General features: G+C 69.6%; 22 protein-coding genes and 1 riboswitch. Of the genes, 11 read left to right on the forward strand and 11 right to left on the reverse strand.

The genetic code is table 11. The features are described 5' to 3' along the window. The first annotated feature begins 115 nt into the window (after positions 1-115). The 4 genes from FHT36_RS16495 to FHT36_RS16510 are packed head-to-tail and all read left to right on the forward strand — an operon-like array spanning position 116 to position 4,459. Positions 116-2,344, forward strand: a complete 2,229-nt coding sequence (locus tag FHT36_RS16495; RefSeq protein ID WP_169123596.1) for a heavy metal translocating P-type ATPase — start codon at positions 116-118, stop codon at positions 2,342-2,344. Continuing rightward, positions 2,341-2,535, forward strand: coding sequence for a cbb3-type cytochrome oxidase assembly protein CcoS (gene ccoS / locus FHT36_RS16500; RefSeq protein ID WP_169123597.1), 195 nt, complete (start codon positions 2,341-2,343; stop codon positions 2,533-2,535). The genes FHT36_RS16495 and ccoS overlap by 4 nt, the downstream gene beginning before the upstream one ends. Continuing rightward, on the forward strand, positions 2,532-3,656 hold the full coding sequence (locus FHT36_RS16505) for a hypothetical protein (RefSeq protein WP_348644488.1): 1,125 nt from the start codon (positions 2,532-2,534) through the stop codon (positions 3,654-3,656). The genes ccoS and FHT36_RS16505 overlap by 4 nt, the downstream gene beginning before the upstream one ends. Before the next feature lie 47 nt (positions 3,657-3,703). Beyond that, positions 3,704-4,459, forward strand: coding sequence for an SDR family oxidoreductase (locus FHT36_RS16510; RefSeq protein WP_169123598.1), 756 nt, complete (start codon positions 3,704-3,706; stop codon positions 4,457-4,459). A gap of 12 nt (positions 4,460-4,471) precedes the next feature. Here the strand turns inward: FHT36_RS16510 and FHT36_RS16515 are convergent, their stop codons facing one another. The 3 genes from FHT36_RS16515 to FHT36_RS16525 form a co-directional block, all read right to left on the reverse strand. Further along, the gene (locus tag FHT36_RS16515) at positions 4,472-5,980 is read right to left on the reverse strand and encodes a TrkH family potassium uptake protein (RefSeq protein WP_169123599.1); all 1,509 of its coding nucleotides are present in this window, start codon (positions 5,978-5,980) and stop codon (positions 4,472-4,474) included. Positions 5,981-6,101: 121 nt separating this feature from the next. Beyond that, positions 6,102-6,494: a Co2+/Mg2+ efflux protein ApaG gene (gene apaG / locus FHT36_RS16520; protein WP_169123600.1), complete on the reverse strand. Its 393-nt coding sequence runs from the start codon at positions 6,492-6,494 to the stop codon at positions 6,102-6,104. 124 nt (positions 6,495-6,618) lie between these two features. Beyond that, positions 6,619-7,839: an O-succinylhomoserine sulfhydrylase gene (locus tag FHT36_RS16525; RefSeq protein ID WP_169123601.1), complete on the reverse strand. Its 1,221-nt coding sequence runs from the start codon at positions 7,837-7,839 to the stop codon at positions 6,619-6,621. A gap of 71 nt (positions 7,840-7,910) precedes the next feature. Beyond that, positions 7,911-7,991, reverse strand: a riboswitch (SAM riboswitch). 69 nt (positions 7,992-8,060) lie between these two features. Between FHT36_RS16525 and FHT36_RS16530 the strand changes: the two genes are divergently transcribed. After that, the gene (locus FHT36_RS16530; RefSeq protein ID WP_169123602.1) at positions 8,061-9,188 is read left to right on the forward strand and encodes a 2'-deoxycytidine 5'-triphosphate deaminase; all 1,128 of its coding nucleotides are present in this window, start codon (positions 8,061-8,063) and stop codon (positions 9,186-9,188) included. A 202-nt stretch (positions 9,189-9,390) separates the two neighbouring features. Here FHT36_RS16530 and FHT36_RS16535 read toward each other — a convergent pair whose 3' ends face one another. Beyond that, a complete protein-coding gene (locus tag FHT36_RS16535) occupies positions 9,391-9,831 on the reverse strand; it encodes a hypothetical protein (RefSeq protein WP_169123603.1) in 441 nt (146 codons plus the stop codon). A 46-nt stretch (positions 9,832-9,877) separates the two neighbouring features. Then, positions 9,878-12,109 carry an FUSC family protein gene (locus FHT36_RS16540; protein ID WP_169123604.1) on the reverse strand — a complete coding sequence of 744 codons (2,232 nt, stop codon included), beginning with the start codon at positions 12,107-12,109 and terminating at the stop codon, positions 9,878-9,880. 148 nt (positions 12,110-12,257) lie between these two features. On the opposite strand from FHT36_RS16540, the gene FHT36_RS16545 reads away from it, so the two are divergent. Continuing rightward, on the forward strand, positions 12,258-12,902 hold the full coding sequence (locus tag FHT36_RS16545) for a glutathione S-transferase (protein ID WP_169123605.1): 645 nt from the start codon (positions 12,258-12,260) through the stop codon (positions 12,900-12,902). Positions 12,903-13,012: 110 nt separating this feature from the next. Next, positions 13,013-14,200 carry a cell division protein ZapE gene (gene zapE / locus FHT36_RS16550; RefSeq protein WP_169123606.1) on the forward strand — a complete coding sequence of 396 codons (1,188 nt, stop codon included), beginning with the start codon at positions 13,013-13,015 and terminating at the stop codon, positions 14,198-14,200. A gap of 3 nt (positions 14,201-14,203) precedes the next feature. Here zapE and FHT36_RS16555 read toward each other — a convergent pair whose 3' ends face one another. The 5 genes from FHT36_RS16555 to FHT36_RS16575 form a co-directional block, all read right to left on the reverse strand. Continuing rightward, positions 14,204-14,755 (reverse strand): hypothetical protein, encoded by a 552-nt coding sequence (locus FHT36_RS16555; RefSeq protein WP_210257817.1) that lies wholly within the window; start codon positions 14,753-14,755, stop codon positions 14,204-14,206. A gap of 76 nt (positions 14,756-14,831) precedes the next feature. Continuing rightward, the gene (locus FHT36_RS16560) at positions 14,832-15,647 is read right to left on the reverse strand and encodes a WYL domain-containing protein (protein ID WP_169123607.1); all 816 of its coding nucleotides are present in this window, start codon (positions 15,645-15,647) and stop codon (positions 14,832-14,834) included. A 121-nt stretch (positions 15,648-15,768) separates the two neighbouring features. Further along, a complete protein-coding gene (locus FHT36_RS16565) occupies positions 15,769-17,121 on the reverse strand; it encodes a (Fe-S)-binding protein (RefSeq protein ID WP_169123608.1) in 1,353 nt (450 codons plus the stop codon). Positions 17,122-17,322: 201 nt separating this feature from the next. Next, the gene (locus FHT36_RS16570) at positions 17,323-18,045 is read right to left on the reverse strand and encodes a cytochrome c biogenesis CcdA family protein (protein ID WP_169123609.1); all 723 of its coding nucleotides are present in this window, start codon (positions 18,043-18,045) and stop codon (positions 17,323-17,325) included. A 7-nt stretch (positions 18,046-18,052) separates the two neighbouring features. Continuing rightward, the gene (locus FHT36_RS16575) at positions 18,053-18,490 is read right to left on the reverse strand and encodes a thioredoxin family protein (protein ID WP_169123610.1); all 438 of its coding nucleotides are present in this window, start codon (positions 18,488-18,490) and stop codon (positions 18,053-18,055) included. Positions 18,491-18,678: 188 nt separating this feature from the next. Here FHT36_RS16575 and FHT36_RS16580 point away from each other — a divergent pair, with 188 nt between their 5' ends. The 3 genes from FHT36_RS16580 (at position 18,679) to FHT36_RS16590 (ending at position 21,077) form a co-directional block, all read left to right on the forward strand. Further along, complete coding sequence (locus FHT36_RS16580) at positions 18,679-19,299, forward strand: Maf-like protein (protein ID WP_169123611.1); 621 nt, start codon at positions 18,679-18,681, stop codon at positions 19,297-19,299. Continuing rightward, on the forward strand, positions 19,296-19,502 hold the full coding sequence (yacG, locus tag FHT36_RS16585) for a DNA gyrase inhibitor YacG (RefSeq protein WP_168462442.1): 207 nt from the start codon (positions 19,296-19,298) through the stop codon (positions 19,500-19,502). The genes FHT36_RS16580 and yacG overlap by 4 nt, the downstream gene beginning before the upstream one ends. Positions 19,503-19,595: 93 nt before the next feature. Continuing rightward, positions 19,596-21,077, forward strand: coding sequence for an aldehyde dehydrogenase (locus tag FHT36_RS16590; protein ID WP_169123612.1), 1,482 nt, complete (start codon positions 19,596-19,598; stop codon positions 21,075-21,077). A gap of 21 nt (positions 21,078-21,098) precedes the next feature. Here FHT36_RS16590 and tmpT read toward each other — a convergent pair whose 3' ends face one another. Further along, positions 21,099-21,737 (reverse strand): thiopurine S-methyltransferase, encoded by a 639-nt coding sequence (gene tmpT, locus FHT36_RS16595; RefSeq protein WP_169123613.1) that lies wholly within the window; start codon positions 21,735-21,737, stop codon positions 21,099-21,101. A 132-nt stretch (positions 21,738-21,869) separates the two neighbouring features. On the opposite strand from tmpT, the gene FHT36_RS16600 reads away from it, so the two are divergent. Then, entirely contained in the window at positions 21,870-23,303 is a 1,434-nt protein-coding gene (locus FHT36_RS16600) for an aspartate aminotransferase family protein (protein ID WP_348644489.1), read from the forward strand. Positions 23,304-23,353 lie beyond the last annotated feature (50 nt).

Below are 23,353 nucleotides of genomic sequence, written 5' to 3' on the forward strand. Positions count from 1 at the left end.
GTTGGGCGGTTCGTCGCGCCGCCGGCCTGTCGTACTCACTTTATTTCATGGCACGGTGCTGATCCGTGCCGCGGGCTGAGCCCGCACCCTCCCTGCAGCCCCCGGGGACCTGAAGATGTCTGAGGCGATCGACTATTCCATCTTCGTCGGCACGTCCGAGGACGGTCTGGCGCAGATGAGTCTCGCCATCGACGGCATCGACTGCGCCGCCTGCATCGGCGAGATCGAGAACGGGGTGAAGGCGCTGCCCGGCGTGGTGCGCGCCCGCCTCAACTACTCGACCCACCGCCTCACCGTCGCCTGGTCGGAAGGCACCTCGCCCGATCGGGTGGTGGGGCAACTGGAGGCGCTCGGCTACCGCGCCCACCCCTTCGCCGGCCGGGCGGAGGAGAGCGAGGCGCGGCACGCCCGCTGGCTGCTGCGCTGCCTCGGTGTCGCGGGCTTCGCGGCCATGAACATCATGCTGCTGTCGGTCTCGGTGTGGTCGGGCAACGTCACCGACATCACCCCCGAGACGCGCGATTTCTTCCACTGGATCTCCGCGCTCATCGCGCTGCCGGCGGCGGCCTATGCCGGACAGCCCTTCTTCCAGAGCGCGGTCAGGGCCATCCGCTCCGGCCGGCTCAACATGGACGTTCCGATCACCATCGGCGTCACGCTGGCGCTGGGCATGAGCGTGGTGGAAACGGCCATGAGCCAGCCGCACGCTTATTTCGACAGCGCCATCATGCTGCTGTTCTTCCTCCTCGCCGGCCGCTACCTCGACCACGAGGCGCGCCGCCGCACCCGCGCCACGGCCGGCAACATCGCCGCGCTTCGGGGCGAGATGGCCCATCGCATCGGCGCCGATGGCGTGCCCGTGCTGGTGCCGGTGCAGGCGCTCCAGCCGGGCGACACCATCCTCATCCATCCCGGCGAGCGGGTGGCGGCGGACGGCTTGGTCGCTTCCGGCCTCTCGGCGGTGGATGAAAGCCTCGTCACCGGCGAGACGCTGCCCCGCGCCCTCAAGGCCGGGGATCACGTCTATGCCGGCAGCCTGAACGGGGAGGGCGCCCTCCACCTCACCGTCACTGCGGGCGGCGAGAACACCCTGGTGGACGACGTGCAGCGCCTGCTCGACGGCGCGCTGGCCGAAAAGGGCGCCTATGTGCGCCTCGCCGACCGGGTGGCGCGGCTCTATGCGCCGATGGTGCACCTCACCGCCCTCGTCTCGGCCATCGGCTGGCTGCTGGCGGGCGCCGGGCTGCACGATGCGGTGATGATCGCGGTGGCCGTGCTCATCATCACCTGCCCCTGCGCGCTGGCGCTCGCCGTGCCGGCGGTGCAGGTGACCGCGACCGGCCGGCTGTTCCGTGCCGGCCTCCTCATCAATGCCGGTGATATGCTGGAGCGCCTCGCCGCGGTGGACACCGTGGTGTTCGACAAGACCGGCACCCTGACCCTGCCGGAGCCGGCCCTCGCTCTGCCGCGCGGCGCCGATCCGGACATGGTGGCGCTAGCCGGCCGGCTGGCCCTGTCGAGCCGCCACCCCCTCGCCGGCGTCATCGCCGCCCGGGCGAAGGGGCCGGCGCTGGAGCACGTCACCGAAGTGAGCGGGCAGGGCATCGAGGCGATCATCGACGGCCGTCGCGCCCGCCTCGGCAGCCTCTCCTTCTGCGAGGCCATCGCCCCCGCTGATCTTCCCGCCGATGCCTCCCTCATCGCCTTCCGCCACGGCGAGAAGGTACTCGTAATGGGCGTCGCCCAGGCGCTGCGGCCCGATGCGCGCGAGGTGGTTGCCGAGCTGAAGGCCCGTGGCCTCGACGTGCGCATTCTTTCCGGCGATCGGCCGGCGGCGGTGGCGCCGGTGGCCGAGGCGCTCGGCATCGTCGCGGCAGAGGCCGGCCTGAAGCCCGCCGACAAGATCGCCGCGCTGGACGCCCTCAAGGCCGCGGGTCGCCGCGTGCTCATGGTCGGCGACGGCCTCAACGACGCGCCGGCCCTCGCGGCCGCCACCGTCTCCCTTTCGCCCGCGAGCGGAGCCGCGGTCACGCAGGCCCATGCGGACGCGGTGTTCCTCGGCCGCCGGCTGTGGCCGGTGCTGGCCGCGGTGGACGGGGCCCGCACGGCGGCGCGGCTCATGCGGCAGAACCTCGCCATTGCGGTCGGCTACAACATCATCGCCGTACCGCTCGCCATCGCCGGCTTCGTGACGCCGCTGGTGGCGGCGCTCGCCATGTCCGGCTCTTCCATCCTTGTGACCGTGAACGCCTTGCGCGCGGCCCGTCCCGGGCGCAAGGAAGAGGTGGTGGGGGACGACGGCGCGACGGGCGAAGCCGGTGCGCTCACGGAGGTGGCGGCGTGAACGTCCTCGTCTATCTCGTGCCCCTCGCGCTGCTGCTAGGCCTCGGCGGCCTTTTCGCCTTCCTGTGGAGCCTCAAGAGCGGGCAGTATGACGACCTCGACGGCGCGGCCGTTCGCGTCTTGTCCGACGACGACCTGCCCGACAATGCAAGGCCCGCGTCCACCGCCGCACCGGAAAGGCACCGCTCGTGAGGCGCGCCGCGCCCGCTCCCGAGCCCCGGGCGGGGATGCTGGTCTGCGTCTGCGACCCGCAGCTCGACGCCCCGGCCAATGACAACGGCCCTCGCGCCGTCTCCACCTTCGGTCTCGCAGTGGGCTTCGCCTTCGCCGTGCTGGCGCAGACGGTGGCTTCCGCTGCGCTGCCGCTCGCTGGCGCGCAACTGGCGCCCCGGCCGGAGCTCGTCACCTGGCCGTTCGCCGCTTTGCTGCTCGGCGCGGCGCTCGCCTCCTTCCCCGCCTCCTTCCTGCGCGATGCCTTCGGCCGGCGCACCGGCTTTGCGCTGGGCGCCTCGGTGGGCATCGCTGGCGGCGCCCTGCTGGTGGCGGCGCTGATCCAGCGCCAGTTTGCCTGGGCCTGCCTCGGCGCCCTCTGGCTCGGCATGGCGCAGGGCTTCTCCTTCTTCTACCGGCACGAGGCGGCCGCCGCGAGCGGACGGCCCGCCGCCGCCACGGCCGGGGTGCTGGCCGGCGGCCTTCTTGCTGCCGTCGCCGGGCCGTCGCTGGCGGGCTTCGCCGAAAGCCTCGCCGCGCCCTTCTTCCTGGTCGGTGCCGCGGCGCTGGCGGCGTTGGCGCATACCTGCTCGCTGGGCGTCGCGGTGATGCTGGCTGATGATCCCACCTCGACCTTCCGCCCCAAGGTGACGGCGCCCCTCTCGGCCATCGTTTGGCCGACGCTGGTGGCCGGCACCGCCTGGTTCGGCATGAACGCCGTCATGTCCGGGGCGCCGCTGGCGCTGGTGGGCTGCGGCATCGGCGGGGCTGCGGTGTTCGGCTTCATTGCTTTACACGTGGCCGCCATGTACGCGCCGGCCGTGCCGCTGGCCCTCGCGGGGGACCGCCTGCCGCCGCTGGCCATCGCGCTGACGGGTGTCGTGCTGGTCGCCATCGGCGTGCCGCTGCAGCGGCTCGCGACGCCGGAGAGCATCACGGCGGCGCTGATCTGCGTCGGCGCCGGCTGGTCTGTCGCCACGGTGGGGGCCACCGCCTGGATCTACCAGTCCGGCCAGCCGAGCCGCCTCGCTTTGGCGCTGCATGACGGCGGGCTGTTTGCCCTGGCCATCTGCGGCGCGCTCACCGGCTATCTGCTGGCCTGAATCCGCCGGGAGCGGTAGGCAGGGGAGAGCAACCCCGGAGCCCCGCCGTGACCCATCCCTTCGCCCTTGATGGACAGACCGCCCTCGTCACCGGCTCGGCCTCTGGCCTCGGCTTCGAGATGGCGATGGCGCTGGCTCAGGCCGGTGCCCATGTGCTGGTGAACGGGCGCCATGCCGAGCGGCTCGGCGCCGCCGTCACCGCCATCATCCGCAAGGGCGGCAAGGCCGAGCCCTTCCTGCTCGACGTGTTCGACGCGGAGGCGGTGGATGCGGCCATGGCCAAGGCCCCGCCCATCCACATCCTCGTCAACAATGCCGGCGCCCGCGACCGCCGCGCCTTCCTCGACATGGAGGACGCCGACTTCCGCCGGCTGGTGGAGATGGACCTGCTGGCCCCCGCCCATCTCACCCGGCAGGTGGCGCGGGGCATGGTGGCGCGCAAGGCGGGCGGGCGCATCATCAACATCACCTCCATCGCCGGTCCGCTCTCCCGCGCGGGGGATGCCGCCTACACCACGGCCAAGGGCGGGTTGGAGGCGCTGACCCGCGCGCTCGCCGCCGATCTCGGCCCGCACGGCATCACGGTGAACGCCATCGCCCCCGGCTACATGCTCACCGCGGCCAACGAGGCGCAGTCGCGCGACCAGACGCTGCGGGAATGGCTCTCCCGCCGCACCTCGCTCGGTCGCTGGGGGCACCCGGAGGAGGTGGCGGGGGCGGCGGTGTTCCTCGCCTCGCCGGCGGCCTCCTACATTACCGGCCAGATCCTGGCGGTGGACGGCGGCTACATGGCTCACTTCTGACGAGCGGGCGCCTCAGCGCACCCAGAAGCGCGGCATGAACAGGACCAGCACGGTGAGGATCTCAAGCCGCCCCAGCATCATGGCGGCGGTGAGCAGCCACAAAGCGGGATCTGGCAGACCGCCGAAATTGGAGGCGGGCCCCACCACCGGCCCGAGGCCCGGCCCCACATTGGCGAGGCAGGCGATGGCCGCCGAGAAGGCGGTGCGCAGATCGAGCCCCATCATGTTGAGCGCGACGCCCACCAGGAAGAAGGTGAGGAGATAGAGGAAGACGAAGGAGAGCACCGAGCCCACCACGTCGTCTGCCACCGGCGCCCCGCCATAGCGGATGGGGAAGATGCCGGCCCGGAACGAGATGCGCTTCAGGTGCTGGCGGATGGCCTTGGCGGTGATGGCGAGCCGCAGCGCCTTCAGGCCGCCCGAGGTGGAGCCGGTGCAGCCGCCGAGAAACATCAGCACGAAGAAGAGGGAATCCGAGAACGGACCCCAGTTCGTGTAGTCCGCGGACATGAAGCCGGTGGTGGAGATGAGCGAGCTGACCGTGAACAGCGCGTTCCGCAGCGCCGTCTCGCCGCTGGCGATGCCCTGCAGGCTCTGCTGGGCGAAGGACAGCAATGTGAACGCCGCGACGATGGCGAGGAAGACCCGCACCTCGGGGTTGGTGAACAGCCGGCTCGTATCCCCCGACAGCGCCCGCACATAGAGCGGGAAGGGCAGCGCCGCGGCGAGCATGAAGACGATGGCCACATAGTCCACCGCCGGGCTGGCGAACACCGAGAGCGAGGAATCCGAATTGGCGAAGCCGCCGCTCGACAAAGTGGACATGGCGAGCGTCACCGCATCGAACGGCTTGAGGCCCGCCGCCAGATAGCACCCGGCGCAGATGACGGTGAGCAGCACATAGGCCTGGAGCAGGCGCTTGGCGATGCTGCCGGCGCGGGGCAGGAACTTGTCGGACTTGTCCGAGGATTCGGTGCGGAACAGCTGCATCCCGCCGATGGACAGCACCGGCAGCACGGCGATGGCGATGGCGATGATGCCGATGCCGCCGAACCAGTGCAGCAGAGCCCGCCATAGCAGGATGCCCGGCGACATGGCATCGAGCCCCGACATGACGCTGGCGCCGGTGGTGGTGAGGCCGGACATGCTCTCGAACATGGCCCGCGTAAAGGAGAGGCGCGAAGACCCCCACATCAGCGGCAGGGCGGCAAACACCGAGAGCACCACCCAGACCGAGGTGGTGAGCACGAAGGCCTGGCGCAGGTCGAGCTTGCGGGTGAGCTGGCCGCGTCCGGTCATCCACAGGAGGACGCCGACGAAGATGGTGACGGCGGCCGAGCCGACGAAGGCGGCGCCCGCGAACGTCTCCCGGCTGTTGGCGCGGGCAGCGAAATCGGCCACGGCCGGCGCCAGCATGGCGGCGCCGAGGATGGCGAGCAGGATGCCGAGCGTGGCCGCGACCGGGCGCAGGCTGAGGACCGATACGGCCTCGGCCTCCACGGTGGGAATGCCCGCGTGCATGATCTCCCCTCTCGCCCGGTTCGCTGCAACGTCAATAAAGGACAGGGGCCAAAAAAACCTAAAGCTGAAAGGCTAAAGCTGAAATCGTCCCGCCCGGCCGGTGCCGGGCGGATGCATCAGGTCAGTTGAGGACGCGGCGCACGTCCGGCACGTCCAGCGAGAAGGCCGGGATCTCGATGGAGAAGGGCTCGCCGGTGTCGGTGACCATCTCGTAGCGTCCGCGGATGATGCCGGTGGCCGTGTTGAGCGGCACCCCGCTGGTGTATTCGAACCGGCCGCCGGGCGGCAGGGTCGGCTCCTCCCCGACGACGCCAGCGCCGTGCACCTCCTCGGTGCGGCCGTTGGCATCGGTGATGATCCAGTGGCGCGCCTTGAGCTGCACTGTCTCCTGGCCCAAATTGGCCACCTCGATCGTATAGGCCCAAAAATGACGGCCCTGGTCGGGCTCAGACCGCTCCGCCACATAACGCGGCGTCGCAGTCACCTGAATATTCCGAGTGATGGCGCGGTACATACCCGCTCTAGCTCCTCACACCGCGGGAGAAAATGCCCCCGCGGCGCACAGTGAACCCGCGTTGTCGCCCGCGCGCAACAGGGCGTGGTGCAGCGCGGCAACCCGCGCGCTGCGCCGCCAGCAATCACAAGGCTTCTGCGGCACCGGCGAGGTCGGCGATCAGGTCGTCGGCGTGCTCGAGGCCCACCGAGAGGCGCAGGAGCCCGTCGGAAATGCCCATCTCCGCCCGCGTCTCCGGCGTGAATCGCTGGTGCGTGGTGGTGGCGGGGTGAGTGATGAGGCTCTTCGCATCGCCCAGATTGTTGGAGATGCGGATGAGCCGCAGGGCATTGGCGAAGCGGAAGGCGCCCTCCTTGCCGTCCTTTACCACGAAGGTCACGAGGGTACCGCCGCCCTTCATCTGCCGCTTCGCCAGCTCCGCCTGGGGATGATCGGCGCGGCCGGGATAGATCACCTTCTCCACGCCCGGCAGGGCGGCGAGGGCGTCGGCCACCTTGCCGGCGCTCGCCTGCATGCGCTCCACGCGCAGGGCCAGCGTCTCCAGCCCCTTCAGCATGATCCACGCATTGAAGGGGGAGATGGAGGGGCCGGTCTGGCGCAGGAAGGTCTGGAGATGGTCGGTGACGAACTGCTTCGAGGAGAGGATCACCCCGCCGAGGCAGCGGCCCTGTCCGTCCACATGCTTGGTGGTGGAATAGACCACCACGTCTGCCCCAAGCTCGAAGGGGTGCTGGAGCAGGGGGGTGGCGAACACATTGTCCACCACGAGCCGCGCGCCGGCCGCGTGGGCGATCTCTGCCACCGCGGCGATGTCGATGAGGTCCAGCGTCGGGTTGGTGGGGCTTTCCAGGAAGAATATCTTGGTGTTGGGCTTCACACCCGCCTTCCAGGCCTCAAGGTCGCCGCCGTCGATGAGCGTGGTCTCGACGCCGAAGCGGGGGAGGAAGTCCTCCAGGATCCAGCGGCAGGAGCCGAACAAAGCGCGGGCGGCGAGCACGTGGTCGCCGGCCGAAAGCTGAGACAGCAGCGCGGCATTCACCGCCGCCATGCCGGACGCCGTGGCCCGCGCCGCTTCCGCCCCTTCCAGCAGCGCCATGCGCTCCTCGAACATGGCGGTGGTGGGGTTGGAATAGCGCGAATAGACGAAGCCGGGGTCCTCGCCCTTGAACCGGGCCTCGCAGCTTTCGGCGTCGTCATAGACGAAGCCCTGCGTCAGGAAGAGCGCCTCGGAGGTCTCGCCGAAGGGAGAGCGCGTCGTCCCGCCATGGACTAGCCGTGTTTCCGGGTGGAGTGTAAGGGGATCGCGGGGAACGAACCGGGGGGTGGGCTTTGGCGCCACGGACATGACGGTCTCCGAGGGGAGGCCGAGGGGACCTGACCGGGCCATGCAGCATCGGACGCGCCGATGAGGCTTCCCTTGTCGTCTCCCCGGCCTTTTAGCATGGTTGTTTAACGTGGCTGCAAGCCGGCCGGCTCAAATTCTCCACAGCCGCACTAAAGAGCGGGGCCCCCTTGGCGTCAAGGGCTCCGTCCGGTAAATCGAACAAAAAGGACGGGAAAGCGGATATGACGGTGCGTGCCACGGAGCATCTGAAGCCCGGCATCCTGCCCGCAGAGGCGATCGGGGCGCTGAAGGCGTCCGGCGCCATCGCCTGCCGCAAGGCGCTGGACGACGACCAGATCCAGCCGGCGAGCCTGGACCTGCGCCTCGGCCGCACCGCATGGCGGGTGCGCGCGAGCTTCCTGCCGGGCGCCGGCGTCTCGGTGAAGGAACGGCTCGGCGACCTCGCCTTGCACGATTTCGATCTCACCAAGGGCGCGGTGCTGGAAACCGGCTGCGTCTATCTGGTGGAACTGTTCGAGCGGCTGAAGCTGCCGGCGGATCTGGCCGCCGCCGCCAACCCGAAGAGCTCGACCGGGCGGCTCGACGTGTTCGTGCGCGTCATCACCGACGGCGCGCGCGCCTTCGACACCATCCCGGCGGGTTATAACGGCCCGCTCTATCTGGAAATCTCGCCGCGCACCTTCCCCATCCTCGTGCGCACCGGCTCGCGCCTGTCGCAGGTGCGGTTCCGGCGCGGCGTCTCGCGGCTGTCCGATCTGGAGCTTCTGAACCTCCAGACCGCCGAATGCCTCGTGGATGCGGCGAGCCCGGACGTGGCGGCGGGCGGCATCGCGCTGGGCGTGGACCTCGCCGGTGACGCGCTGGGCGGGCTCATGGGCTTCCGTGCCAAGAAGCATACGGGCGTGATCGACGTGGATCAGGCCGGCGTGCTGGACGTGGCGGACTTCTGGGAGCCCATCCATGTGCGGCCGGACCGGCCGGCCAGCCTCGTGCTCGACCCGGACGCCTTCTACATCCTCGCCTCCCGCGAGGCGGTGCATGTGCCGCCGGACTATGCGGCGGAGATGGTGCCGTTCGATCCGCTGGTGGGCGAGTTCCGGGTGCATTATGCCGGCTTCTTCGATCCCGGCTTCGGCAATCCGGCGGCCGGTGGGCGCGGTGCGCGGGCGGTGCTGGAGGTGCGCTCCCGCGAGGTGCCGTTCATTCTGGAGCACGGGCAGACGGTGGGCCGCCTCGTCTACGAGCGCATGGCCGCGCGCCCCCACACGCTCTATGGCGCCGACATGCGCTCCCACTATCAGGGCCAGGGGCTGAAGCTCTCCAAGCACTTCAAGCCGGTCGCGCTCTAGAGCGCGATCTGAGCGGATTAGAATCAACCCGCTCAGTGAGCCGCCCTCTGAACCAGAGTGGAGAACGCGCCGGCTCGTCCTTGGAGCGCTCCGTTGCGCGTGTCGACGGGGATGCAGCTGATTTGAACGTCGGCCGTCGTTAAAGGTTGCCGTCGTTAAAGAAAGCCGCAGCGGGCGCCAGACACGGCTCGCGTATGACGGGTCAGCGCGAAATGGTCGCCTTCCACTTACCCGCAGCTTTCGACCAGGCGCAATTGTAATCGCCAGCGATCATATTGCCCTTTACGGTTCCGGTATATTCGCAGCCGGCCTTGCCAACGCCGGGCCCAGACGTGTCATCCCGCGTGATCGAAACGACATTTCCACTCACGGTCATCTGAAGACTGGCGCGGACAACACGATTGTCTTTGGTCCAGACGGCCTGAAATGTGTTGGACCGGCCGACGCGCGTCCACACGCCCTGCCATCCCGCCTCCTGCTCGTTCCAGATCGTGCCCAGATCGACGGGCGTCTGGGCGTTGGCCAGATGCAGTCCCGCGGTCGTAAGCGCCATCACTGCCACCAAACTGAAAACGCCAGCCCTCTTCATCTTCCCCCCCGCATGGGTGATGGTCGGCGCGATCCAATTCTGCTCGGCCGTCACCTCGATTTCTTTTCTACAGCCACGTCGACCGCGATCAAGGCTGGATCTAGGGCGTGGGCGTGGTCGGGGCGGCGCCCGCAGCGATCATGTCTTCCTTGCGCCACGGCTTGTCGCGCAGGCCCGCATTGAGTTCGCGCAGGGGGCGCAGCAGCGCTTCCGAATAGGCGAGATAGTCCGCCACCAGCGGCAGCGTCTCCCTCAGCTTGGCATCGTCGGCGAGGCCGAGCACGGTGGAGACGGCGGCCGCGACCGCAGGATTGGCGGCATCGGCACTGCCCGGGCCGGCCTGGCCGAGCACCACCTCGAAGGCGGTGAGGGTGCGCGAGCGGGCGGCCTCCACCACGGTCACCAGTTGCTCCGACGGGTTCGTGGCGGCGAGGCGGTGGGCCACGTCCTCCATGAGGGCGAGATAGGTGATGAGCACGTCGAGTGTGGAGACGATGTTGGCCACGTCTCCCGCCGAATGGCCGAACACCTGCTCGGCGCCGAGATGAGGCAGGCGCAGGCCAAGGCCGCGCACGTCCTGCACCAGGGCGGCGACGCTGGTGGTCTCGCCCGGATGCGGCCACCAGGAGGCGAAGGCCGAGCGGCAGCGCCGGAGCAGCGCGCGCACTTCGGGCCGGACCTGATCGGTGAGATAGACCGGCAGCACCATGAATGACACGGCGAGCGCCACCGCCGCCCCGATGGCGGTCTCGTAGACGCGGGCGATCATGCCCTCCGGCCCAAGCCCGGAGATGATGTGGAGGCCCAGCACCACCGAGAGGCCCACCGCGGCGGAGGCGATGTCGTAGCGGTCCTTCTGGGTCACCACGGCGATCATCTGCGCCAGCATGCAGAAGGCGGCCATGACCCAGATCTGCCCCTCAAGCGCGACGAACAGGGCAAAGCCCAGGGCCACGCCGATGAGAGTGCCCACCGTGCGGTAGCGCACCCGCGTGTAGGTCTCGCCCACGCTGTTGCCGATGACGAACATCACCGTCATCGTCGCCCAATAGGCGTGATCGAGATGGATGAGGAGGTCGAAGGCGGTGGTGATGGCCGTCGCCACCGCCCCCTGGCAGGCCACTCGGTAAGGCGCGGAGAGGATCTGGCGGCCGTCCGCCCCCTTCACGAAGAGTGGGATGGCCTTGGGCGACGGGGGCAGGGCGTCCGGTTCCTCGTCCGGATGGGGCGGCGGGAAAGGCGCCATCTCGGACACCGCGATGCCGGTGACCACCATGGAGAGGCGGTCGAACGCCGTGAGCGCCCGCAGCAGCGCGAAGCGCGCCTCGCCCGGCAGGTCCGGCGAAAAGGCGACGTGGCGCAGTTGCGCGACCGCCCGTTCGAAGCGCTCTTCCGCGTGGACGTCGGAGACGTCCACCGCCTCCAGCCGGCGGGCGATGTGGTCGGCGGCGGCGGCGAAGGGCTGGCGCCAGTCCACCGTGTCGGGCGTGTTCTTCGGAACGCAGCCCGCGAGAAGCTGCACTGCCACCCGCAGCCGGTAGAAGCGCACGCGCAGTTGCTCAAAGTCGGAGTGGGCGGCCGGGTCTTCCGCGATGGCGTTGGCGAGAGCGTTCCATACCCGCCCGCGCAGATGCTCCAGAACCTCCGAGGCATCCGGGGGGAAGGGATGGTTCTCGCGCACGGCCGCCGACAGCTCGCGCAGATAGCTGGCGACCGCGCCCTGCATGTCGAGGGTGGTGTCCACGAAGGCATTCACCGCCGACGGCCGCCACGGCGACAGGCGCACCGCTGCCGCCACCAGCGCCCCCTGGCAGAAGGCGATGAGCAGCATGGCGGCTTCCATCCGCGTCGGGCGGATGATGGTGCCCACCGTGGCCACCACGATCAGCGCGAGGCCGAGGCGCTGGCCGTCCATGCCGTTGCGCCGCAAGGCGAGGGCGATGAAGGACAGCGGGATCAGCAGCAGCTTCTGCACCATGTCGTTGGCCGCGCCGTTGCCGGGGCCGATGGCGGTGAGGAGCGCGAGGAAGACGACGGAGACGCCGAACAGGCGCAGCATGGTGCGCCCTTCGGCGGCGACGCTGGCGCCGGGATTGAACGAGATCATCACCAGCGCGGCGCAGCCGGCCATCATCGGGAAGGTGGTGTCCATGCCCAAGCGGAAGCCCACCGAGGTGGCATAGCCCGTGACGATGACGATGACGAAGGAGATGCCCAGCGCCAGCGCGCGGGTGGTGTCGATGCCGCCGGGATCGTGATCGGCCAGCCAGCGCTTCACGCGGCGGGCGAACGGCTCGCGCGGACGGTGGCGGGGCGGGGCAAGGGGTTCCATCGTGCGGGCTCGGCTGTTCCTGTCGGGCGGGACGGTGGATGACGAAAGAATTTGGCCTAAGCGCGGTCGCCTTTTGGCAGGCGGGCCTGACGGGGGCGGGTCTGATGGGGATAGTGTGCTCTGGTGGTCAATACGGAGACCGGACGGCGTGTCACCCTTCAAACTCTACTGCTTCGCCCAGTCGGGCAATGCCTATCGTGCCGCCCTCATGCTGGAGCTGTGCGGCCTCGCCTGGGAGGCCCGGTTCGTCGACTATTTCAACGGCGAAACCCGCACCGAGGCCTACAAGCGCGACGTGAACGAGATGGGCGAGGTGCCGGTGCTGGTGGATGGGGAGCTGAAGCTGTCCCAGTCGGGCGTGATCCTCGACTATCTGGCGAAGCAGGCTGGCCGCTTCCTGCCCGACGACGAGGCCGGCCGGCGCGAGGTGTTGCGCTGGATCCTCTTCGACAACCACAAGTTCACATCCTACTTCGCCACCCTGCGCTTCATGGTGGGCCTGCGTGGCGAGGGCGAGAACGAGCTGACCGCCTTCCTCAGGACACGCGCGAGGGCGGCCTATGCCGTCGCGGACGCGCACCTGCAGGCTTCCGACTTCCTCGGGGGAGACCGGCCCACCATCGCCGACATCTCGCTCGCCGGTTACATCTACTATCCCGAGCGGGCGGGCGTGGTGGTGGAGGATTATCCCGCATTGGCCCGCTGGGCCGGGCGCATCGCCGCCTTGCCGGGGTGGAAGGCGCCCTACGAGCTCATGCCCGGCCATCCTCTGGCCCTCGCCGAGACGCCCTGAGCTTCAACTTTCCGCCAATCTGCTCTAAGCGGATGCGGCAGTGCACAAGCGCCGATCCGCGGCGCGGCAGGTGAAGGCGCCGGGAACGGCGGGTGAACGGGAACACGTTCATGGCGGGTGAGACGACGGCGCGGGTCACGGAGCTTTATGCGGCGAAGCTTGCCGCTGGGGAAATCTCGGAAGATCCGGCCCAGGCCGAAGTGGTGGAGGAATTCGCCCGGCTGGAGCTGGAATTGCGGCAGCGGGCGCTGGCGCAGAAATCCTCGGCGCTCGGCTGGCTGTTTCAGCGCCGCGCCCCGGTCCAGCCCAAGGGCATGTATGTCTATGGCAAGGTCGGCCGCGGCAAGACCATGCTCATGGACCTCTTCCTTGATGCGCTGCCGGCCAAGGGCAAGCGCCGGGCGCATTTCCACGAATTCATGGGCGACGTGCACGAGCGCATCTTCCGCGAGCGGCAGGCGCAGAAGCAGGGCGAGCGCAAGAGCGCCGACCCCATCGCCCCGGTGGCGCAGGCGCTGGCCGACGAGGCCAAGGTGCTGTGCTTTGACGAATTCCACGTCACCGACATCGCCGACGCCATGATCCTCGGCCGGCTGTTCGAGAAGCTGTTCGCCGACGGCGTGGTGGTGGTGGCCACCTCCAACGTCGCGCCGCAGGATCTCTATGCCGGAGGCCTCAACCGTGCGTTGTTCCTGCCCTTCATCGGGGAGATCGAGCAGCGCATGCGCGTCATGTCCCTCGATTCGCGTACCGACTACCGCATGGAGAAGCTGGAGGGCGTGAGCACCTGGCACACGCCCCTCGGCCCCGCCGCCGATGCGGCGGTGGAGGCGGCGTGGCGGCGTCTCGCCGGACCGACCGGGGGCAGGCCGGGAGAGATGCTGCTGAAGGGCCGCAAGCTCGTCATCCCCGCCATGGGGCAGGGCGCGGCGCGCTTCTCCTTCGCCAATCTGTGCGAGGCGGCGCTGGGGCCGAACCCGGACTATCTCAGCCTCGCCCGCCTCTTCCACACCATCGTGCTGGAGCACATCCCCATTCTCGGGCCGGACCAGCGCAACGAGGCCAAGCGCTTCATCTCGCTGATCGACACGCTCTACGATGCCAATGTGAAGCTCATCGCCTCGGCGGCCGCCGAGCCGGAGCAGCTCTATCTCGGCACCGAGGGGGCGGAGGCCTTCGAGTTCGCCCGCACCATCTCGCGCCTGCACGAGATGCGCTCCAGCGAATATCTCGCCAAGCCGCACGGCCGCACGGATTCCGTTGCTTCCGGCAATACGACGGGCCTCGTCGAGACCTGACGCCTACCGTGTGGTGAAGAAGGTCATCACCACCTTGTCGTTCTCGCCCACGAGGCAAAGGAAGCGGTGGGCCTTGTCGGAGCGATCGCGCTTGATATAGGCCTCGCCCATCAGCACGGCGGTGATCTTCTCCTGCCCCACGGTGGTGTCGGCCTTTGCGATGGTGAGGCCGTCCATGTCGATGAGGATGTCATCGACGGAGGGCGAGTTTGCCTTGAGCCGTGCCAGAGCATGGGCCTTGCAGGCGGCGGCGCGCTCGGCATCCCCGGGCGCCTGCGCTTCGGCGTCCTTGAGCGCCTCCTCGGTGACGGTCTGTTCCGCCCGCGACTTCAGCGCATCTTCCGGCTTGGGCGCGGCCAGAGGCGGCGCGACCTGCGGCGACACGACGGGGGATGTGGCCGGCGCGGGCGTTTCCGTGGCGGGCGCGGGGCGCGGGGGAACGGGATCGGCCGGGGCGGCCTGCTGCGCCAGCGCGGGGCCGCTCAGGAGCGCGCCCGCGAGGAACAGCCCCGCAAGGGCAGGGCGGAAGAGGCGGATCGGGCGGGCAGACGTCATTGTGTCCTCCGGATGGTTTCGGAGGACAACGCAGGCGCGGCCATATGGTGCCGCCGCGCCTGTGCTTTGGTGAAGCCTATCTTACGTGCCGGCCGGTGAGGGCATAGCAGAAGGCGTCGAGCATCTCGGCCTCGGCTTCCTTCAGCGTGCCGTCGGCGTTGATGACGCGCATGCCGGCCTTGAGCAGGGTGGCGATGGCCTCGGTGCCGCTCTCGAACAGGGTGTCGAGAGAGCTTTCCACGGACTCGGGCGTCGGACGCAGGCGGGCGACCCAGGCGGCGAGGCGCTCGCGCTCGGTGCCGGTGAGGTCGATTTCCTCGGCGGCGCAGGCGCGCTCGCAGAAGAAGACCATCTCCTCCACCTCCGCCGCGCCGATCTCGCGGTCCGCCCGCGCCAGCGCGGCGAGGAGCGCGATGCCGGCCTTGCGGATGACCAGGCGGATGCGGTCCCAGCGCTGGTCCTCGGGCTCCTCCGGGGCCACCACCTCCGCGTCCTTGGGCCAGATGAAGCCGAAGGTCTCGTAGAAGAAGCGCGACAGCGGCTCGCGCTTCGCCCCGTCGAGGTCGGTCACGCCGGTGATGCGGTCCACCCGGAAGGCGCGTGCCGCCTGCCGCTCGTGGCATTTGGCGATGAGGATGGGCACGCCCTCCACATTGCGCTGCACCGCCCATACCGAGATGCGGCGGTGGCTGATATTGCCCGCATGGTCCACATAATCGATGGCGAAGGACTGCCCGTCGGCGGGGTCATGGTCCTCCGCCGCGCCGGCGGCGAGGGTATCGTGGGGGTCGTCCTCGGGCACCGAGACGCGGTGGGCGTCGGTATAGAAGGGGGCGCCGATCATCTCGACCCGGTCGAGGATGAAGGACTTCAGCGAGGTGATGGCGTTCATGGGGGCGCTCGCACTGAGGCCGATGCATCGGGCCGACGACGGTTCCCCCATAGATAGCTGGCGCAGCGTCGCCGATAAAGCTTTTCCCCGTGGTGGCTCCCGGGCGCCTTCTTGTGGTGCCTCAGTCCCGATCCAGCGCATCCCGGATCAGCAGCGCGATGTGGCGCGCCTTGCGGCCCGACCCGTGCTCGATCTGGTGGCGGCAGGAAAAGCCGTTGGCGATCAGCGGCGCGTCGTCCGGCGCGGCGCGCATGGCCGGCAGCAGGGCGATCTCGGCCATCTGCATGGACGCATCATAATGCTCCGCCTCCAGTCCGAAGCTGCCGGCCATGCCGCAGCAGCTCGTCTCCACGACGTCGTAGGAGAAGCCGGGGATGAAGGAGAGCACCTTGCGCGTCGCCTTCATCACCCCGAACGCCTTCTGGTGGCAGTGGCCGTGCAGCACCGCCTTCGCACCGGAAAGCGCCTTGAGCTTCAGTCGCAGCCCCCGGTTCTGGTGCTCGCGGGCGAGGAATTCCTCGAACAGATAGAGCTGCTTGCCCAGCGCGCCGATCTTCGGGCCGAGGCCGAGGCTGTAGAGCTCGTCCCGCAGCGAGAGCAGGCAGGAGGGTTCGAGGCCGATGATGGGCGTGCCGGCGGCGATCTCGCCCTCGAAGGCGGCGAGCACGCGCCGGCCCTCGCTGCGCGCCTTCTCCACCATGCCGGTGGTGAGGTAGGTGCGGCCGCAGCACAAGGGACGGTCGGGCTCCGCGTCGGCGGGATCGGGCTTTGCGATGCGGACGCGGTATCCGGCGAAGGTGAGCACCTCACGGGCGGCCTCCGCCACCTCCGGCTCGAAATGGTGGCAGAAGGTATCCACGAACAGGATCACGTCGCCCCGCTCCGCCAGATGCGGCGCGGCGGGCGGCGCGACATAGGCGACGGGCGCGGGCTCCGGAATGGGGCGGCGCGCGGTGATGCCGAGGAAACGCTCGGCGAGGCGGGCCATGGTCGGCACGCGGTTGCGCAGGAGGATGGCGAGGCGCAGCAGGCGGCGGCGGCGGCCGGTCCATTCCGGCACCCCGCCGAAGAGACGGGTGCGCAGGGGCACGCCCTTGATCTCGTGCCGTTGCGCCAAATATTCGGTCTTGATGAGCGTCATGTCCACGGCGCTCGGGCATTCCTTCTTGCAGGCCTTGCAGGACACGCACAGGTCCATGGCCTCGTCGAGCCGGGGATCGGCGAAGGCGGCGGCGTCGCTGCCGTCGTTCAGCGCGGCCTTGAAGGCGGCGACCCGGGCCTCGGTGGAATGGGCGCGGTCGCCGGTGATGCGGTAGCTCGGGCACATCACGCCCTTGCCGGTATTCTGACAATCGCGGCTGTGCATGCACACGGCCACGGCCTTGGCGTAGTTCCCGCCGGTGGCGGGAATGCCGGAATAGGCGTCGCCGATGCCGTAGGTGTCGTAAGCCGACCAATCCAGAAAGGTTTTCATGCCGCGCGGGTCCTTTTCACCCGCGCCCATGCAAGAGGCATACCCCCTGGGCATAGGAAGAGCCCGGCGGCGCACGTGGGATAGGCGTGCGCCACCGGGCGCCGGCCGCAGCCTGCGGGACGCGCAGGACACCTGCAGCCGGAGGGAGACGGCCCCTGTTCGGCCCGTCTCTGGATCGAAGCGGGAACGACCTGCGGGAGGTCAGAACCGCGTCGTCAGCGTGGTGAGCCAGGCCGGGGAGACCTGAACCAGCGCCGCTTCGATCCGCTTGTCGGCGCCGGTGGCGATCAGCAGGCCGACCACCACCAGCACGAGACCCATGAGCGCCTTCGCCCCCTTGCCGCCGGAGATCATCCGCGACCGCCAGCGCATGAGCGTCGGGCGGGAGAGGCTTCCGGCGAGCGCCAGCGGCAGGCCGGCGCCGAGGCCGAACAGGCCCATCACCGCCGTCACCTCGCCGAGGTTGCGGCCCTGCGCGGCGAGCACCGAGGCCGCGCCCAGCGTCGGCCCGACACAGGGGCTCCACACCGCGCCGAGCAGCAGCCCGACGGCGAACTGGCCGCCCACGCCCTCCGTCGCGAAGCCGGACAGGTGCCGGCTGGCGAGGTCGCTCACCGGTCCGCCCGCCGTGGCGAGCCGCGTCTGCAAAGGTGGCACGGCGAGGACCGCGCCGATGCCGATCATCAGCACCGCGCCCACCATTCGGAAGGCATCCCCTTCCAGCCCGATGGCGTAGCCGACGGTGGCGACGAACAGGCCGATGACGGTGAAGGAGAGCGTCACCCCCACCGCCAGCGCCAGCGGGGCGAGGCGGTGCTCGGCCGCTGCCGCGCCGAGCACCAAAGGCAGCAGCGGCACCACGCAGGGCGACAGGATGGAGAGCACGCCGGCGAGGAAGGCGAGGCCGAGGCTGCCGAGGGCCATGGCCGCCTCAGACGCCCTTGGCCAGCAGCGCCTCGATGGACGGCTTGGCGGTATCGCCCACGGAACGGCCTTCCTCGGTCTTGCCCTTGTAGACGATGAGGGTGCTCTGGGAGCGGGCGCCGAAGGCCTTCACCACGTCCTTCTGGCTGTCGAAATCGACGCGGAACACCACCATGTCCTTGAATTTGGGGGTCGCGAGCAGCTCGCCGAGAATGGGCGCCTGGGCCGCGCACACCGGACACCAGCCGGCATGGATCTCCACCAGGATGGGCTTGCCCGCCTTCTGCGCGTCGGCGAAGGCCGCCGGCGTGTAGGCGGCATGGGCGGTGGAGGATTGTGCGGTGGCGCCGTGCTCGGTGCCGGCGAGGGCGGATGCGCCGGCCAAGGCCGCCGCGGCAAGCGGAAGGGCGATCGCGAAGGCGAGGGTGAAACGGCGGGTGAACATGATGGCGTCCTTCTTCCCTGGATCGGCTGCGCGTGGCCGACATTGGGCTTTTCGGGGCGCGGCTGCGGGCGGTTACAGGGGCCGGAGCCATCACGGCCAGTTGATCGGCGTTCACAGGCCCGGCCAATTCCGCTAGACCACGGACCAGACAGGGGCCGGCGCGGGTCGGCCCGGGAGGAATTTGCTCCGTGAACGATCAGGTGAAGCTCGTCCTTGCCTCCGGCTCTCCCCGCCGCCTCGCGCTGCTGAACCAGGCCGGTATTGATCCGGACCTCCTCATGCCCGCCGACGTGGACGAGACGCCCGAGCGCGGCGAGCTGCCCCGCCGCCTTGCCCAGCGCCTCTCGCAGGAGAAGGCGAAGCTGGTGGCCGGCCGGGCCAAGGATGCCGAGATGAACGCGCTGGTGCTCGCCGCCGACACGGTGGTGGCGGTGGGCCGGCGCATCCTGCCCAAGCCCGATCTGGTGGACGAGGCGGAGGCGTGCCTGCGCCTGCTCTCCGGCCGCACCCATCGGGTCTATACCGGCGTCTGCCTCATCGATCCGCGCGGCCGCACGGCCACCCGCCTCGTGGAGACCCGGGTGCGCTTCAAGAGGCTCTCGCGCGACGAGATCAACGATTACCTCGCCTGCGGCGAGTGGCGCGGGAAAGCAGGCGGCTATGCCATCCAGGGCATCGCCGGGGGCTTCGTCGTGAAGCTGGTGGGCTCCTACACCAACGTGGTGGGGCTGCCGCTTTCGGAAACCCTCGGCCTGCTGACCGGCCAGGGCTACGACGTGCGCGCCGGCTGGGTGGAGCGCGCGGCGTGAGCGCGGATACCCCCGCCAAACCCATCCCCGCCGCTCGTCCGTGCCCCATCTGCGGCAAGCCGCCGGTGGAGCGCTACAAGCCCTTCTGCTCCAAGCGCTGCGCGGACGTGGACCTCAACCGCTGGCTATCCGGCAGCTATGCAATTCCCGGCCGTCCCGAGGAGGACGAGGACGGGGAGAGCGGCCCGCCCGAGCGGGGCTAGGCGCCCACCGCCCCCACCTTGACGGCTCCCGTTACGGCGCGCGAGGGTGCCGCAGGTCTGGCGCGGGCCGGGTCTGGCAGTGGAGCGAGCATCATGGCGGCGGTGGAACGGGTGTCGGCGGATCATCCCCCCTTCCGGACTGAGGCCTTCATCGACGGAGCCTTCGTGCCGGCTGCATCGGGCCGCACCTTCAGCGCCGTCAACCCCGCCACCGGCCATGCCATCGCCGAGGTCGCGGCCTGCGATGCGGAGGATGTGGACCGGGCGGTGAAGGCCGCGCGCCGCGCCTTCGAGGATCGCCGCTGGGCCGGCCAGCGCCCGCTGGAGCGCAAGCGCGCCTTGCTGCGCTTCGCCGAGCTCATCCGCACCCACCGGGACGAACTGGCCCTCACCGAGACGCTGAACATGGGCAAGCCCATCTCGGACGCCCGCGCCATCGACGTGCGCGCGGCGGCCGACTGCTTCGCCTATTACGGGGAGTGCTGCGACAAGATCTACGGCGAGGTCGCGCCCACCACCGACGACAACCTCGCTTTGGTGCTGCGCGAGCCGCTGGGCATCGTCGGCTGCGTCACACCGTGGAACTTCCCCATGATCATGGCCGCCTGGAAGGTGGCGCCGGCCCTCGCCATGGGCAATTCCGTGGTGCTGAAGCCGGCTGAGGAGAGCCCGCTCACCGCGCTGCGCCTCGCCGAGCTGGCTGCGGAGGCCGGTATCCCCGACGGGGTGTTCAACGTGGTGCCGGGGCTCGGTGTCGAGGCCGGCAAGGCACTGGGGCTCCACATGGACGTGGACGCCATCGCCTTCACCGGCTCCACCGAAGTCGGCCGCTATTTCCTGCGCTATTCGGCCGAGAGCAACATCAAGCGCGTGGCCCTCGAACTGGGCGGCAAGACCGCCTTCGTGGTGGCGCACGACGTGAAGGACCTCGGCGCCGTGGCCGAGGCGGTGGCCGGTGGCATCTTCTTCAATCAGGGCGAGATGTGCACGGCGGCCTCACGGCTGCTGGTGGACAACCGCATCCGCGCTGAGCTGGTGGAGCGCGTCGCCGCGCTTGCCCCGCGCTGGATGCCGGGCGATCCGCTCGACCCTGACGCGCCGGCCGGCGCTGTGGTGAGCCGCGAGCATCAGGGCCGCATCCTCTCCGCGATCCAGGCCGGCGGCGCGAGCGGGGCACGGCTGGTGACGGGCGGCACGGCCGTGCGCACGGAAACCGGTGGCGCCTTCGTGGCGCCCACCGTGTTTGACGACGTGGCGCCGTCCTCCGCGCTGGCGCAGAACGAGATCTTCGGCCCCGTGCTGTCGGTGATCGGCTTCGACGGGCTGGACGAGGCCGTGGAAATCGCCAACGGCACCATCTACGGCCTCGGCGCCTCCGTCTGGAGCGCCGACCTTGCCGCCGCCCACAAGGTAGCGCGGCGCTTCAAGGCCGGCATCGTCTATGTGAACTGCTTCGACGCCGACGACATCACCACGCCCTTCGGCGGCGTGAAGCAGTCCGGCTTCGGGCGCGACAAGTCCCTGCACGCGCTGGAGAAGTATTCCGACCTCAAGACGGTCTGGACGCGGCTCTAGCCGTCCGGGACGCGATATCCGTCAGCGCCGCGCCAGCAGATGCGCCTCTTCGGTCGCTTCCCACTGGCCCTTGAGGGCGTCGGGGCGGGTGACGGCATCGAGCTGCGTCACCTGATAGCCGGCATCATGCAGCGCATGGACCTCTGACGCAGGCACGGAGAAGGGCGGGCCCCCGACGAGGGACTGATCATACACGAGGGTGACCACCAGTTGCGGAACCGCCCCGGTGATGGCCCTGACATGGGCGGCATAGCGCGGCCGCATGTCGGGCGGCAAAGCGATCAGGGCGGCGCGGTCATAGACGGCATCCACCGGGCCGAGGGTCTCGGCGGTGAGGGCGAAGATGTCGCCCTGGAAGATGTCGAGGCCGGGCGCGTGGAAGCGCAGGAGGTCGCCGGCCTCGGTGATCTCGGGCACCACGTCCAGCTCGGCGAACAGCTCGTCCACCGCGATGCGGCTCAATTCCGCGCCGGCCACGGCGAAGCCCTGCCCCAGCAGGTAGGCAATGTCCCGCGTCTTGCCGCACAAAGGCAGGAAGAGGCGCGCGCCGGGCGCGAGGTCGAGGCGGGGCAGGTGCTTCACCAGATAGGTATTGGGCTTTCCCTCGTGAAAGCCGATCTGCTTCGTCTCCCACCGCGCCTGCCAGAACCCCGGTTCCATGCCCTCGCCTCCGCACGCTCGATCCACCAGTCGCAGCTTTAGCAGATCAGGCGGGCGGCGACAGCGCGGGGGTGGCCCACGGTCCCGCTTTCGCGCTAGAACCGCAGAGGTTCAACACGGAGCATCGCCATCGTGACGTCCGCCCCCCTGTCCAACTCCACCGCCCACTGGCGCGCGCTGGATGCGGCGCACCACCTGCACCCGTTTTCCGACACGAAGGCGCTGAACGCCGAGGGGGTGCGGGTCATCACGCGGGCCGAGGGGGTCTATGTCTTCGACAGCGACGGCAACAGGATCCTCGACGGCATGTCGGGCCTGTGGTGCTCGCAGGTGGGGCACGGGCGGCACGTCATCGTCGATGCCATCGCCCAGCAGCTGCATCAGCTCGATTATTACAACACCTTCTTCAAGACCACCCATCCCGGCGCGGCGGAGTTGGCGGCGGCCATCTCCGAGGTAGCGCCGGCCCACATGAACCACGTGTTCTTCACCTCCGGCGGCTCGGAGGCGGTGGATACGGTGCTGCGCATGGTGCGCCATTACTGGGCGTCGCTGGGCAAGCCCGAGAAGCACATCTTCATTTCCCGCCGCAACGGCTATCACGGCTCCACCATGGGCGGTGCCTCGCTGGGCGGGATGAAGCCCATGCATGCGCAGGGCGGGCTGCCCATTCCCGGCATCATCCACGTGGCCCAGCCTTATTGGTGGGCCGAGGGCGGCGAGATGAGCCGCGAGGATTTCGGCCTCTATGCCGCGCGCGAGGTGGCCCGCGCCATCGACGAGGCGGGGCCGGAGAATGTGGCCGCCTTCATCGGCGAACCGATCCAGGGCGCCGGCGGCGTCATCATCCCGCCCGCCAATTACTGGCCCGAGGTGGAGAAGATCTGCCGCGAGCGCGACGTGCTGCTGATCTGCGATGAGGTGATCTGCGGCTTCGGGCGCACGGGGCGCTGGTTCGGCGCCGAATTCATGGGGGTGAAGCCGGACCTCATCACCTTCGCGAAGGGCGTGACCTCCGGCTACTTCCCGCTGGGCGGGGTGATCGTCGGCGACCGGTTCGCCGAAGGCTTCATCGAGCATGGCGGCGACTTCAACCACGGCTACACCTATTCCGGCCATCCCGGCGGCTGCGCCGCGGCGCTCGCCAACCTCAAGATCATGCATGAGGAAAAGCTGGTGGACCGGGTGCGGACCGATATCGGCCCCTATCTGCAGGAACGCTGGCTGAAGCTCGCCGAGCATCCCCTCGTGGGCGAGGCGCGCATGGTGGGGCTCATCGGGGCCATGGAGCTGACCCCCGACAAGGCCACCCGCGCCGCCTTCGCTGCGGAGGAGGGCACGGTGGGCCTTATCTGCCGCGACTTTTCCTTCAAGGAGGGGCTGGTGATGCGCGCGGTGCGCGACGGCATGATCCTCGCCCCGCCCTTCACGCTCTCCCACGAGGAAGCGGACGAACTGGTCGCGACCGCCTGGCGGGTCCTGGACCTCACCCATGCCGAGCTCACCAAGCGCGGGATGATGGTGCCGGTGCCCCGCGTGCCGGCGCGGGTGACCGCCAGCGCCTGAGGGACCCGCGAGGCCGGTGCCTGGGGCACCCGTTCTGCTGCCCGGCCGCG

The sequence above is a fragment of the Xanthobacter sp. SG618 genome, from assembly GCF_012932745.1.
Lineage (GTDB): Bacteria > Pseudomonadota > Alphaproteobacteria > Rhizobiales > Xanthobacteraceae > Xanthobacter > Xanthobacter flavus.